Genomic DNA, 12,386 nt, shown 5'->3' with positions numbered 1-12,386 from the left:
GTCGTTTACAGCTTTTTTCAGCCCCGAATGGCCATCTGAACCGCACAAAAACGGCGAAAAACCGGGGCGAAAACGGCGCGGCGCTGGTGGACATGAGTGCGTCGGTGTCAGACGCCGTGCGCTCCGACAAAAGCCTGATGATGCGGGCATTCCGGCGGATCGCAGCTTGAGCGTAGCAGCTCCGCCAGCGGGCGCTTCACGCCCCGGACCGGCATCCTCAGGAGCTCTGCAGCAATGGCTATCAGCGTTTTCGACCTGTTCAAAATCGGCATCGGCCCTTCCAGTTCCCACACCGTCGGGCCCATGCGCGCCGCGGCGTTGTTCGTCGAGTCGCTTCGGGACAAGCACCAGTTGGAACAGGTGCGTCGTATAGAAGTGCAATTGTTCGGATCGCTGTCGGCCACGGGCATTGGCCACGGCAGCGACAACGCGGTGATCATGGGGTTGATGGGCGAGTGGCCGGACGCAATCGACCCGTCGCAGATCGGCCCACGTATCCAGGCGCTGCGCGAAACGCACACCCTGCTATTGGATGGTCGCTTGTCGGTGCCGTTTGTCTGGGCACGGGACATGCGCCTGATCGACGAGAACCTGCCATTCCACCCCAATGCCATGACTATCGTTGCCGAGGGTGATCACGGCGAACTGCATCGCGACACCTACTATTCGGTGGGCGGCGGTTTTGTCGTGGATCAAGCGCAGGCGTCCAGCGGCGTGGTCGATCTGGATCGCACTGAGTTGCCCTACGACTTTTCCAGCGCGGTTGAGCTGTTGGAGTTGTGCAAGAAAAACAACCTGCGCGTTGCCGAATTGATGATGGCCAACGAAAAGGTCTGGCGCAGTGAAGAAGAGATCCGCGCCGGGCTGATGAAACTGTGGCGGGCGATGCAGGATTGCGTCGAGCAGGGCCTGAAACACGAAGGCATTCTGCCCGGCGGACTGAATGTGCGTCGGCGCGCGGCGAAGTTGCATCGCAGTCTGCAGGAACTGGGCAAGCCCAATGTGATCGGCTCGACGCTGAGCGCGATGGAGTGGGTCAACCTGTTCGCTCTGGCGGTTAATGAAGAAAACGCGGCGGGCGGGCGCATGGTCACGGCGCCGACCAATGGCGCGGCGGGCATCATTCCGGCGGTGTTGCACTACTTTATGAAGTTCAGTGAAGCGGTGACTGACGCCAACGTGGTCGATTACTTCCTCGGTGCAGCGGCGGTGGGGATTCTGTGCAAGAAGAATGCTTCGATCTCGGGCGCCGAAGTGGGTTGCCAGGGCGAAGTCGGTTCGGCGTGTGCGATGGCGGCGGCGGGGCTGGCGGAGATTCTTGGTGCCACGCCGGAGCAGTTGTGCAACGCAGCGGAGATTGGTCTTGAACACAACCTTGGGCTGACTTGCGATCCGGTCGGTGGCCTGGTGCAGGTGCCGTGCATCGAGCGTAATGCGATTGCCGCGGTCAAGGCGATCAACGCGGCGCAAATGGCATTGCGTGGCGATGGTCAGCACTTTATCTCGCTGGATCGGGTGATCCGCACCATGCGTGATACCGGCGCTGATATGCATGACAAATATAAAGAGACATCGCGTGGTGGATTGGCGGTTAGTGCTGTGGAGTGCTGATACCGAGGTGAATTCTTCGCGAGCAAGCTCGCTCCCACATTTGGAATGCGTTCAATTGTGGGAGCGAGCCTGCTCGCGAAGGGGCCAGACCAGTCAAAATTGCTCATCAAGTGAACACAGACAATAAATCACGCCACCTTTTAGCGCGTCGCAAACAGATAAGAGTCTTTCCCAGCTGTTACATGCATTCAGCACCCCCTACCGTCCGTCACCCGTGCTTGCGGTGACACTCCCCTCAAACTGCGCGCAGGCCAGTTCCCACAAGTGCTACCGATTTGCTCACACCCTTGGGGGCAGGGCGCTCAGCAACGCTGATGGCACTTCGAAACACCTTTCGTCGGACGGCTCGTATAGACACGTCGCGACGTCGTTTTCAGGAGTTATTGAACGGCCATCCAATTTTAGGCATGGCAATTGCTCTGTCATAACAAAGCCCGTCTCCCACGCGAGAACGCTGGCAATAACAAGAGCCTCCGCCTGAGGCCATCACCCGCTTTGTGTGAGGAGATACCGCGATGACGTCGTTCAACTCCGGGGCCCAACCCCAGAACCGTGCGCCTCAATCCATCGGCTTTCTGCTGCTGGACAATTTCACGCTGATTTCTCTGGCGTCCGCAGTAGAACCCCTGCGCATGGCCAACCAATTGTCCGGTCGCGAGCTGTATCGCTGGAGTACCCTCACCGTCGATGGCGGCCAGGTGTGGGCCAGTGACGGTCTGCAAATCACGCCAGACGCCTCCATGCACAAAGCCCCGCCACTGGACACTGTGATTGTCTGCGGCGGCATCGGCATTCAACGCACTGTTACCCGTGAACACGTTTCCTGGCTGCAAAGCCAGGCGCGTCAGTCCAAGCGTCTCGGCGCGGTGTGCACCGGCAGTTGGGCTTTGGCCTGCGCCGGGTTGCTCGATGGTTTCGATTGCAGCGTGCACTGGGAATGTCTGGCGGCGATGCAGGAAGCTTTCCCGCGCGTGGCCATGAGCACCCGTTTGTTCACCCTCGACCGTAACCGTTTCACCAGCTCCGGCGGTACCGCGCCGCTGGACATGATGCTGCACCTGATCAGTCGCGATCACGGCCGTGAACTGTCCGCCGCGATCTCGGAGATGTTCGTCTACGAACGTATCCGCAACGAACAGGATCACCAGCGTGTGCCGCTCAAGCACATGCTCGGCACCAACCAGCCGAAGCTGCAGGAAATCGTCGCGCTGATGGAAGCCAACCTCGAAGAGCCGATCGACCTCGATGAACTGGCGGTGTACGTCGCCGTGTCGCGTCGACAGCTGGAGCGCCTGTTTCAGAAATACCTGCACTGCTCGCCGTCCCGTTACTACTTGAAGCTGCGCCTGATCCGCGCCCGGCAGTTGCTCAAGCAAACGCCGATGTCGATCATCGAAGTGGCGTCCGTGTGTGGTTTCGTCTCCACGCCGCACTTTTCCAAGTGCTATCGCGAATACTTCGGCATTCCGCCGCGTGACGAGCGCGTAGGGTCCAACACCACCCAGCAAGTGGCGATGCTGCCGCTGCCGCAGGCCATCGTGATGTCGCCGCTGTCGGGGCCGATGTCGGCGTTGAGTCAGGCGCGCAATGAATCGACGTTTGCCAGCGTAAGGCTCTGATGAGGATCGTTCCCACGCTCTGCGTGGGAACGCAGCCCGGGACGCTCTGCGTCCCAAAAGGCCGAACGCGGAGCGTCCGTTGAGGCATTCCCACGCAGAGCGTGGGAACGATCAGGTGAGCAACGTCAGGCGCTATGGCTTTGCTGATAGTCCGCCAATGCCGGCAGTAATTGTTTGTCGATCGCCTGGCGCACCGCAGGCTGGATACTGGCGCCGCTGGTGTACATGTCCTTGACCATTTTGCGCAGTTCAAACGCGCGAACATTATCCAGACCGCGCACCGCGCACTCGCAAGCCTTATCGGCAGTAGTGCCACTGGGCACTTGAATACCCAACGCCTTGAGCTGGCCCAACAAATCTTCCTGATCGATCAAATCGGCATACATCATGACGCGCATCCTTCTTCGGTAACGGAGGTCGTGGCTCGATTCTGGTAGCCATGCGGGAGCACGGCAAGGGCGATTTGTCGCAGTGGCTGCGACGGCTATGAACAGGTCGTTTTCGGCTAACTCGCCGCTCAAGGGAGTGGGCACACTGAACTCAGCTTGCAACACGAAGGTTTGGTCACCCTCGCTTGGCAGCTCCTCAACAGTAGCTTGAGCCCCGATCCAGTCACGGCTGGTATCGGGGCTTTTTTTGTCTGTGATTCAGTTAGTGACGCGTTGTCTGGACTGACGCTTTCGCGAGCAAGCTCGCTCCCACAGGTGACCGCGTTCATTCAGGGGAATGCGATTAAATGTGGGAGCGAGCCTGCTCGCGAAGAACGATGACGCGGTCTACCGCTGCAACACCAGAATCCGCGACAACAACTCATCCCGGTCGACGTAGCAGCCCTGAAAATGCCGCGCCCCGGTCGCCGGATCGAAGGCATTACGCGCGTGCAACGTACGGCGATTATCGAAGCACCACAGCTCACCGGAATTAAGCCGCTGCATCAGCCGAAACCGTGGCTCGCGTGTCATCGCGATAAAGCGTCGATAAGCCCGATACAACCGTGGCATCTGCTCTACCGAGGTATCGAACGCTCCGCGCAGAAAGTTTGCCATGCGGATTTCCGCCACGCGTCCCAAGGCGTCCAAAGCGATGATCGGCGCCAGGCAGCGATAGTCGCTATGACGATCCTTGTTGCGAAACTCCACCGGTATTTCACACAGCGCCTGAAACGATGCAGGGTCTTCACTGCGCAACGCATCGGCAATCGCAAAACCGTCGACAAAAATACTTTCGCCACCCTCGGCGTCATTCACCAGGCAATGCAGAAATTGCAGCCCCGGTTGCAGCTCGCGGGTCGGTAGATCGGTGTGCAACGGCAGGTTGAAAGCGGTGTAGGCATTGCTGTCGGCATCGGCTTTGGATTGCACGTTGAACAGCACACCGAAGTTGCTCTCGCGAATGAAGGAAATGCGTTGCGCGATGAGCTTCAGTGAACCGGACTCGGTGGGCACGCCGCGTACTTGCGTCAGGCCGATGTCGCGTACGGCGAGCAGCCATTGCAGCAGGGCGGCGTTGTCGTTCATCAATGCCGCATATTCGAACACCGGCAACTGCAGATCACTGCGCCACAGATAAGACTTAGGTTTGCCGGCCAAGCGTTCGGCGCGGGATTCATCGTCATAGGCATGAGCGCGCAGCCAGCCGGGATCGAAACGGCTGAGATGACCGTCCTGCCAGTCGATGCGCAGGCAGCCGTCGGTATCGATATGGGCGGCGGCAGGTTTGAGGTCTTCAGCGACATCGACAATCTCGAACACCTGCTCGCGGGTAACGTTGTAGACGCACTGCGGGCACGGGCAGTTATCCCGCAACCAGACGTGGTGAAACGGGCTGACGCGACCGTCAGCCCATTCAATGGCAACGCGATCCGCCAGGGTCTGCACGCCACCGAGCGCGCTGATCAACGGATAAGTACGGAAATCGGCAACAGCGGCAGCGGTGTTCATGGCGGCTCCTTGTGATCGATGGATTACCTGGCGGGTGGCAGTGCGATAACGCGGCCGATGTAAGCGGGAGCGGGCAAGTCTTGCTGATCGGCGACGATGCTTTGCAGGCGGCTCAGGGTGTCCGCGCTGAACGGTGCCGAACGCGGGCCGGCGAGATCGACGTGCAACAGCATCTGTTCGTTGCCGGCCAGTTCCTGTTCCTCACCGACCTTGTACAGGCTGTGATAGAGGTGCAGGCGTTTGCTGTCGTGACCGATGATTTGCGTACGCACTTCGACTTCGCTGTCGAGCTTCACTTCGTGCAGATAGTTGAGGTGCAGTTCAAGGGTGAACAGCGAGTGGCCGCTGGCTTCGCGGTTGTTGCTGTCCATGCCGAGGCGATCCATCAGGGCGTCGGTGGCGTAGCTGAAAATCAGCAGGTAGAAGGCGTCGCGCAGGTGGCCGTTGTAGTCGACCCAGTCGGGGATGATTCGGGTTTGGTACGTGGTGAGCTGGGGCATGGTTTGGGTTCCGGCAGTTAGGTGGTCTTCAAGATCAAAAGCTACCCCCTCACCCCAGCCCTCTCCCCCAGGGGGAGAGGGGGAAGGGAGTAGATCGGGGGCCTTTCAAAACTTGAGTTCGGCTCGATAGATCAAGTCGGCGTAGCTCGAAAAAAACACCGCGGTCAGTCCCCTTTCCCCAATGGAGGAGAGGAGAAAGGGTGCTGATCTTCAAGCGTTTCAAGTCCTGAGTTCGGCTCGGCGGTGCAGGTCGGCGTAGCTCGAACATTCAACTCGGTCAGTCCCCTCTACCCCTGGGAGAGGGCTAGGGTGAGGGCAGCGGTCTGACGCGAACGCATTACTCGCTGAACGCCATCCCATGCTTTTCCTTTGTGGTCTTCACCGCCTCAAGCACCGCCAGCAAGCAATCATCACGATAGCGCTCCAGTGCCGAAATGCTGTGACGACCAAGCTGATCACTGGTGCCATCAACCACATCATCAATCAACTTGTCAGTCAGTTCCGGCGCCGGCAGATAGGTCCACGGCAACTGCAGCGCCGGGCCGAATTGCGACATGAAGTGGCGCATCCCGGCATCACCCCCGGCCAAGGTATAAGTCAGGAACGTACCCATGAACGACCAGCGCAGGCCGGCGCCAAAGCGGATCGCATCATCGATCTCGCCAGTGGTCGCGACACCATCGTTGACCAGGTGCAGCGCCTCACGCCACAGCGCTTCAAGCAAGCGGTCGGCGATGAAACCGGGCACTTCTTTGCGCACGTGCAGCGGACGCATGCCGAGGGATTCGTAGACTTTCATCGCCGCCTGAACGGCCTCGGGCGCGGTGTTCTTGCCACCCACGACTTCGACCAACGGCAGCAGATAAACCGGGTTGAACGGGTGGCCGACCACGCAGCGTTCAGGGTGCGTTGAACTCTCGTAGAACTCACTTGGCAGCAGGCCCGAGGTACTCGAACCGATCAACGCATTGGGCTTGGCCGCGGCGCTGATTTTGCTGTGCAGATCGAGTTTCAGTTCCAGGCGTTCCGGAGCGCTTTCCTGAATGAAATCGGCATCGCGCACGCACTCCTCGATGGTCGCGACGAAGCGCAGACGATCCTGCGAAGCGCCCGGCGCCAGACCGCTTTTCTCCAGTGCGCCCCAGGCGTTGGCTACGCGTTTACGCAGCGCCGCTTCGGCGCCGGGCGCCGGGTCCCAGGCGATCACATCCAGGCCATGGGCGAGGGCGCGGGATACCCAGCCACTGCCGATGACACCGCTGCCCAGCGCGGCGAAGGTTTTGATTTCGGTGATAAAGCTCATGGTGATTTCCTGAATAGTTCGGCGATCAACTGTGGGAGCGAGCTTGCTCGCGAAGGGGGCGGTACATCCGCAGTATCTTCATCAGCAGAGCCATCGCATTCGCGAGCAAGCTCGCTCCCACAGGGTTTTGAGGTGAGTTCGTTAGCCGCGCTGGGTCAGGCCCATTTTCTTGCGGCCCTCGGCCGGGGTCAGCACCCGGGCGCCGAGGCGGCTGAGGATTTCGGTGGCGCGTTCGACCAGTTGGCCGTTGGTCGCCAGCACGCCTTTGTCCAGCCACAGGTTGTCTTCCAGCCCCACCCGCACGTTGCCGCCGAGCAGCACTGCTTGCGCGGCCATTGGCATCTGCATGCGGCCAATGCCAAACCCGGCCCACACCGCATCGGCGGGCAGGTTGTCGACCATGGCTTTCATCGTGGTGGTATCCGCCGGCGCGCCCCACGGGATGCCCAGGCACAGCTGGAACAACGGGTTATCGAGCAGACCTTCCTTGATCAGCTGCTTGGCGAACCACAGGTGACCGGTGTCGAAAATCTCCAGCTCGGCCTTCACGCCCAGCTCGGTAATGCGCTTGGCGCCGGCACGCAGTTGCGCCGGTGTGGAGACGTAAATGGTGTCGCCATCGCCGAAGTTCAGCGTGCCGCAATCGAGGGTGCAGATTTCCGGTAACAGCGCTTCAACGTGAGCCAGACGAGTCAACGGGCCGACCAGATCGGTATTCGGGCCAAACTCCATCGGGTTCTCGCCAGCGCCGATTTCCAGGTCGCCGCCCATGCCGGCGGTGAGGTTGACGATGATGTCGACGTCGGCCTCGCGGATGCGCTCCATCACTTCGCGGTACAGCGCCACGTCACGGCTGAACTTGCCGGTCTGCGGATCGCGCACATGGCAGTGCACAACCGTGGCGCCGGCCTTGGCCGCTTCCACCGCAGCAGCAGCAATTTGTTTCGGGGTGACCGGCACGTGCGGGCTCTTGGCGGTCGTGTCGCCAGCACCGGTGAGTGCGCAGGTGATGATGACGTCGTGATTCATGGTGCGGTTTCCTTCAGGCGTGATGGGTCTGTCCGCAGCCCTTTTCCGGGCTGCGAAGCGTCGTTCAGTTCCCTCTCCCAACGGGAGAGGGCTAGGGTGAGGGTGGCGGTTATTTGCTGGTCAGTTGCAGGTTTTCAGCCGCCGGTTTGCCATCGAACGTGGTCACACCTTCCAGCCAGCGCTGCTTGTCTTCGGGGTGATCCTTGAGCCATTGCTTGGCCGATTCGAAAGCGTCCTTGTGGTCGAGCAGCGGCTGCATCATCCGGCTCTCGTCCTCGGCGGTGAACGTCAGATTGGTTAGCAGGCGACCAACGTTCGGGCACTGCTCGGCGTATTTCGGCGCGGTGACGGTCCAAACCGTGGCCATACCTTCGTTAGGGCCGAGGGCGTCGTCGCTGCCGGTCAGATAAGTCATCTTGACGTTGACGTTCATCGGGTGCGGCGCCCAGCCAAAGAAGACCACGGCCTCTTTGCGGCGCACAGCACGGTCGACGGCGGCGAGCATGCCGGCCTCGCTCGACTCGACCAACTGGAACTTGCCGAGGCCGAACTGGTTCTTGGCGATCATTGCCTTGATCTGCGTGTTGGCGCCCGAGCCTGGCTCGATGCCGTAGATCTTGCCGGCCAGTTCTTTTTCGAACTTGGCAATGTCGGCGAAGGTTTTCAGGCCCTTGTCGGCCAGATAAGTCGGCACGGCGAGGGTCGCACGGGCATCTTTCAGGCTTGGCGCTTCGAGGACTTTGACCTGATTGGCGTCGACAAACGGCGTGATGGTCTGGGTCATCAGCGGGTTCCAGTAACCGAGGAACAGGTCCAGCCGTTGATCGCGGATCCCGGCGAAGATGATTTGCTGGGACGCGCTGGTTTGTTTGGTGTTGTAGCCGAGGCCGTCGAGCAGGACCTGGGTCATGGCACTGGTGGCGATCACGTCGGTCCAGTTGACCACGCCCATGCGTACGTTCTGGCATGACGCAGGTTCGGCCGCCATGACGCTGGCGCTCAAGAAAGCGGTACCGCTGAGTGCAAGAACACAGCTGCTGATCAGTCGTTTCATGTCGGGTTCCTCGGCAGGTCGTTATTGTGAGTTCCGGCATCTGTCGTGCCGGTGATGCAAAGTTACGCAGCTATACGCCCATGAAAGCGCACTGCGGCGACTGGCATTTGCACTGTAGCGACCTGTGCGCTTGAACGCTGACGACAATCGGCGTATCAACGAGCCACGCTCCCCTCCCTCTCGTTACCCGCGAATCGAGTGCGCCCATGTCCCAGGATTTCTACTTTCTGCTGATGCCGGGGTTCTCCGCCATCGGCTTTATTTCGGCGATCGAACCGCTGCGCGTGGCCAACCGCTTTCGTGGCGAGTTGTACCGCTGGCACGTGCTCAGCGCCGACGGCGGGGCGGTGCTGGCGAGCAATGGCATGTCGGTCAACGCCGATGCGGCGCTGGAGCCGCTGAAGAAAGGTGCGACGTTGTTGGTGGTGGCCGGGTTTGAACCGCTGAAGTTCGCCACGCCAACCCTTGAACACTGGTTGCGGCGGCTGGATAACGAAGGCGTGACCCTCGGTGCTATCGACACCGGCAGCTTTGTCCTCGCTGAAGCAGGTCTGCTCGACGGTCATCGCCTGACCCTGCACTGGGAAGCCATCGACGCATTCAAGGAATCTTATCCAACGCTCAGCGTCACCCAGGAGCTGTTCGAGATCGACCGCCGGCGCATCACCTCGGCGGGCGGCACGGCGTCCATCGATTTAATGCTCGATCTGATCGCCCAGGCCCATGGACCGCAACTGGCGATTCAGGTCAGCGAGCAGTTTGTGCTGGGGCGCATCCGTCCGCGCAAAGATCACCAGCGCATGGAAGTCGCCACGCGTTATGGCATCAATAACAAGAAGCTGGTTCAGGTGATCGGCGAGATGGAGCAGCACAGCGAACCGCCGCTGACTACTTTGCAATTGGCAGAATCGATCAAGGTCACGCGGCGGCAATTGGAGCGCTTGTTTCGGCTGCATCTGAACGATACACCGAGCAATTTCTATCTCAGGTTACGGCTGGAAAAAGCCCGGCAGTTATTGCGCCAAACCGACATGAGCGTGCTCGAAGTCAGCATCGCCTGCGGCTTCGAATCACCGTCCTACTTCACCCGCAGCTACCGGGCACGCTTCGCCCGCTGCCCGCGTGAAGACCGCCGTACCGCCCAGGCCTGATCTTGAGACCAGCAAATAAACCTGTGGGAGCGAGCTTGCTCGCGAATGCGGTAAAGCATTCAAAAAAACTGTCGACTGACACTCCCTCTTCGCGAGCAAGCTCGCTCCCACATGGATTTACTGTGATTTCGGAAATCGGGTTACTTCTTCATTAACGCCGAACACGCCGCTTTATAAGCCTCATGCTGATACTTGTTCAACGTCCCCGGCAGCTCGAAATTATGCTTCTTCGCCTGCGCATTGATCGTCTGCGGCGACAACAACGTCACCTCGCAACCATCCAGCAACTGCAAAATCCCCTCAATCTTGAACGTCGTCGGGCCACCGGCAAACTCGCCCTTCTTGCTGCGCTTCTTGATCGCAATCCGGTCAACCGAATTCTCCCGCACAAACGACGCCACCTGCGCCGCAAACATCTTCACGTTCGCCGCCTCGTCATCGTCTTCGAGGGCAATCTTCTTGGTGGCGAGGGGAACGTGGCTCAGGTTCGAACCGTCGAGAGCGGCCACGGCGATGATCGCTTCGCTGCCTTTGATTTCGATGCCGCAGATGTTCATGGGCGAGTGACCTTATGAGCGAATTGGATGGCGGTCATGTTGACGCAGTCGGGCGGTCAAGTCACCTCGCGTCGGTGCCGCAGCGGAGCAGTACCGCTGGTCGGAAATAGTTGTTGACCTGTAATTTCTGACAGTAGACGCCCTTCCGACTGGCGCCTAGCTTGGTTGTCGGGGGATTGGGACGATTGTCGCCCTTTCCACACCTAACCTCGCTCAAAGGATTGAAGACATGAAGCTGCGCAAGAACATTCGCTCGCTGACCCCAATCGAAAAAGACAACTTCGTCGATGCCTGCCTCCAGCTCAAAAAGACTGGTCAATACGATGAGTATGTACACCTGCATCACCAAGTCATGAAGCCCACGGTTTTGCCACATGAACCAAACGATCCAAACTACCGCAATGGCGCTCATCGGGGGCCTTCGTTCTTGCCCTGGCACCGGGCATTTTTACTGAAGTTCGAAAATGACCTTCAGGCGATTAACCGCTCCAACACGATTCCTTACTGGAACTGGACCGAAGATGCTGCCAATCCGCTCAACTCTCCGCTGTGGGCTGAGGATTTTATGGGCGGTAATGGTGTTGAAAGCGATGAGTGGCGTGTAGCAACCGGTCCGTTTGCTGTTCAAAACGGTAAATGGCCGGTTCCCTCCTATCCGGATGACGATTTGCCAGGTCCTGGTTTGAAGCGCCAGTTCGGGCTGGTTGTAAACTCATTGCCAACCCCGGAAGATCTGCAAATGGCTTTGCGCGAAAGTCTTTACGACACCCCGCCTTATGATTCCGGCCCGACTGTGCGTGGCTTCCGAAATCGTCTGGAAGGCTGGATCACCCAGCGCGGTGATCCGCAGGTAACCACTGCGGGTTCACAACTGCATAATCGCGTCCACCTCTGGGTGGGCGGCAATATGTTGCCGATGACCTCTCCAGATGATCCGGTGTTCTTCCTGCATCACTGCTTTGTCGACAAAGTGTGGGCAGACTGGCAGTCGCTGATGCTCCAGAGCAACGAACGTTGGGCGCCGCATTACGCGCCTCTGATCAATGGTCCGATAGGACATAACTACGATGATGTGCTTGAGCCGTTTGCGCAGTCTGCTCGGACTGTGAGCGACATCACTGACTTGGGGTATGAGTACGAGGCGCCACGTCTGATCCTCGATCATGTGAAACCTCGTTCTCCTTTTCAGGATTGATGAGGGTGCTGGGTGGCGGTGTGAATGCCTGGCTATTGCAGCAGGCAAACACGCCATAACCGGCTAGAGCTCAAGCTGCTCAGAGGTGATTCCAAAGGCCGCCGCAATCTTTTCGCGAGTTGCTTTTCGTGGCTTGGACACTGTTTCCTGCTGGGCAAACGCCGGTTGCGAAATACCCATGCGTTTAGCGACTTCTTCCTGAGTCAGGTTGAGGTGTTCGCGCCAGGCACGGATCGGTGTTGCCCCATCGACCATCCGGCTGACGACCTCATGGGGAATCAGGTCGGGCTGCATTTTTTGCGCAACGTATTGCGCATAGGGAATGACGACGAAGGCGGGTTTGCCCTCGGCGTCGTTGATGATTTGGATATCTGTGGGTAACTTCATATTCGGAGAAATATAAGTCTTTTATAAGATTTTAGAATCT

At 59.2% G+C, this 12,386-nt stretch carries 12 protein-coding genes; 4 read left to right on the top strand and 8 right to left on the bottom strand.

Going from position 1 to position 12,386, the window contains the following annotated elements; genetic code table 11:
• Positions 1-234 precede the first annotated feature (234 nt).
• Together HU754_RS27985 and gbdR are read left to right on the top strand one after the other, a co-directional pair.
• Positions 235-1,611 carry an L-serine ammonia-lyase gene (locus HU754_RS27985; protein WP_034153599.1) on the top strand — a complete coding sequence of 459 codons (1,377 nt, stop codon included), beginning with the start codon at positions 235-237 and terminating at the stop codon, positions 1,609-1,611.
• Between the two features lie 515 nt (positions 1,612-2,126).
• Entirely contained in the window at positions 2,127-3,230 is a 1,104-nt protein-coding gene (gene gbdR, locus HU754_RS27980) for a choline metabolism transcriptional regulator GbdR (RefSeq protein WP_007949927.1), read from the top strand.
• Positions 3,231-3,355: 125 nt separating this feature from the next.
• Here the strand turns inward: gbdR and HU754_RS27975 are convergent, their stop codons facing one another.
• The 6 genes from HU754_RS27975 to HU754_RS27950 all read right to left on the bottom strand — a co-directional run bounded on the left by HU754_RS27975 (position 3,356) and on the right by HU754_RS27950 (position 9,056).
• Entirely contained in the window at positions 3,356-3,619 is a 264-nt protein-coding gene (locus tag HU754_RS27975; RefSeq protein WP_095050250.1) for a hypothetical protein, read from the bottom strand.
• Positions 3,620-4,006: 387 nt separating this feature from the next.
• A complete protein-coding gene (locus HU754_RS27970) occupies positions 4,007-5,170 on the bottom strand; it encodes a gamma-butyrobetaine dioxygenase (RefSeq protein ID WP_186619996.1) in 1,164 nt (387 codons plus the stop codon).
• Positions 5,171-5,193: 23 nt separating this feature from the next.
• On the bottom strand, positions 5,194-5,670 hold the full coding sequence (locus HU754_RS27965) for a thioesterase family protein (RefSeq protein ID WP_186619995.1): 477 nt from the start codon (positions 5,668-5,670) through the stop codon (positions 5,194-5,196).
• A gap of 337 nt (positions 5,671-6,007) precedes the next feature.
• Positions 6,008-6,973 carry an L-carnitine dehydrogenase gene (locus HU754_RS27960; protein WP_116254346.1) on the bottom strand — a complete coding sequence of 322 codons (966 nt, stop codon included), beginning with the start codon at positions 6,971-6,973 and terminating at the stop codon, positions 6,008-6,010.
• Positions 6,974-7,114: 141 nt separating this feature from the next.
• Positions 7,115-8,002 (bottom strand): 3-dehydrocarnitine:acetyl-CoA trimethylamine transferase CdhC, encoded by an 888-nt coding sequence (gene cdhC, locus HU754_RS27955; RefSeq protein WP_129395840.1) that lies wholly within the window; start codon positions 8,000-8,002, stop codon positions 7,115-7,117.
• Positions 8,003-8,111: 109 nt separating this feature from the next.
• Positions 8,112-9,056 (bottom strand): choline ABC transporter substrate-binding protein, encoded by a 945-nt coding sequence (locus HU754_RS27950; protein WP_186619994.1) that lies wholly within the window; start codon positions 9,054-9,056, stop codon positions 8,112-8,114.
• Positions 9,057-9,262: 206 nt separating this feature from the next.
• Here HU754_RS27950 and HU754_RS27945 point away from each other — a divergent pair, with 206 nt between their 5' ends.
• Positions 9,263-10,207, top strand: coding sequence for a GlxA family transcriptional regulator (locus HU754_RS27945; protein ID WP_093429895.1), 945 nt, complete (start codon positions 9,263-9,265; stop codon positions 10,205-10,207).
• A gap of 140 nt (positions 10,208-10,347) precedes the next feature.
• Here the strand turns inward: HU754_RS27945 and HU754_RS27940 are convergent, their stop codons facing one another.
• Positions 10,348-10,764, bottom strand: coding sequence for a DUF3010 family protein (locus tag HU754_RS27940; protein WP_186619993.1), 417 nt, complete (start codon positions 10,762-10,764; stop codon positions 10,348-10,350).
• 229 nt (positions 10,765-10,993) lie between these two features.
• On the opposite strand from HU754_RS27940, the gene HU754_RS27935 reads away from it, so the two are divergent.
• Positions 10,994-11,959, top strand: coding sequence for a tyrosinase family protein (locus HU754_RS27935; protein WP_186619992.1), 966 nt, complete (start codon positions 10,994-10,996; stop codon positions 11,957-11,959).
• A gap of 63 nt (positions 11,960-12,022) precedes the next feature.
• On the opposite strand, the gene HU754_RS27930 is transcribed toward HU754_RS27935, so the two are convergent.
• Positions 12,023-12,346, bottom strand: a complete 324-nt coding sequence (locus HU754_RS27930) for a helix-turn-helix domain-containing protein (protein WP_186619991.1) — start codon at positions 12,344-12,346, stop codon at positions 12,023-12,025.
• Between the last annotated feature and the right edge of the window lie 40 nt (positions 12,347-12,386).

It is taken from the genome of Pseudomonas zeae (assembly GCF_014268485.2).
In the GTDB taxonomy this organism is placed as follows: Bacteria; Pseudomonadota; Gammaproteobacteria; order Pseudomonadales; family Pseudomonadaceae; genus Aquipseudomonas; species Aquipseudomonas neuropathica.
The sequence above is the reverse complement of the archived record's forward strand: the minus strand, read 5'-3'. Positions and strand labels throughout refer to the sequence as shown.

What these genes read in the sequence shown, in the direction of transcription:
- HU754_RS27985 (WP_034153599.1), top strand. Translation starts at nt 235, where the DNA reads ATGGCTATCAGCGTTTTCGACCTGTTCAAAATCGGCATCGGCCCTTCC.
- gbdR (WP_007949927.1), top strand. Translation starts at nt 2,127, where the DNA reads ATGACGTCGTTCAACTCCGGGGCCCAACCCCAGAACCGTGCGCCTCAA.
- HU754_RS27975 (WP_095050250.1), bottom strand. Translation starts at nt 3,619, where the DNA reads ATGATGTATGCCGATTTGATCGATCAGGAAGATTTGTTGGGCCAGCTC.
- HU754_RS27970 (WP_186619996.1), bottom strand. Translation starts at nt 5,170, where the DNA reads ATGAACACCGCTGCCGCTGTTGCCGATTTCCGTACTTATCCGTTGATC.
- HU754_RS27965 (WP_186619995.1), bottom strand. Translation starts at nt 5,670, where the DNA reads ATGCCCCAGCTCACCACGTACCAAACCCGAATCATCCCCGACTGGGTC.
- HU754_RS27960 (WP_116254346.1), bottom strand. Translation starts at nt 6,973, where the DNA reads ATGAGCTTTATCACCGAAATCAAAACCTTCGCCGCGCTGGGCAGCGGT.
- cdhC (WP_129395840.1), bottom strand. Translation starts at nt 8,002, where the DNA reads ATGAATCACGACGTCATCATCACCTGCGCACTCACCGGTGCTGGCGAC.
- HU754_RS27950 (WP_186619994.1), bottom strand. Translation starts at nt 9,056, where the DNA reads ATGAAACGACTGATCAGCAGCTGTGTTCTTGCACTCAGCGGTACCGCT.
- HU754_RS27945 (WP_093429895.1), top strand. Translation starts at nt 9,263, where the DNA reads ATGTCCCAGGATTTCTACTTTCTGCTGATGCCGGGGTTCTCCGCCATC.
- HU754_RS27940 (WP_186619993.1), bottom strand. Translation starts at nt 10,764, where the DNA reads ATGAACATCTGCGGCATCGAAATCAAAGGCAGCGAAGCGATCATCGCC.
- HU754_RS27935 (WP_186619992.1), top strand. Translation starts at nt 10,994, where the DNA reads ATGAAGCTGCGCAAGAACATTCGCTCGCTGACCCCAATCGAAAAAGAC.
- HU754_RS27930 (WP_186619991.1), bottom strand. Translation starts at nt 12,346, where the DNA reads ATGAAGTTACCCACAGATATCCAAATCATCAACGACGCCGAGGGCAAA.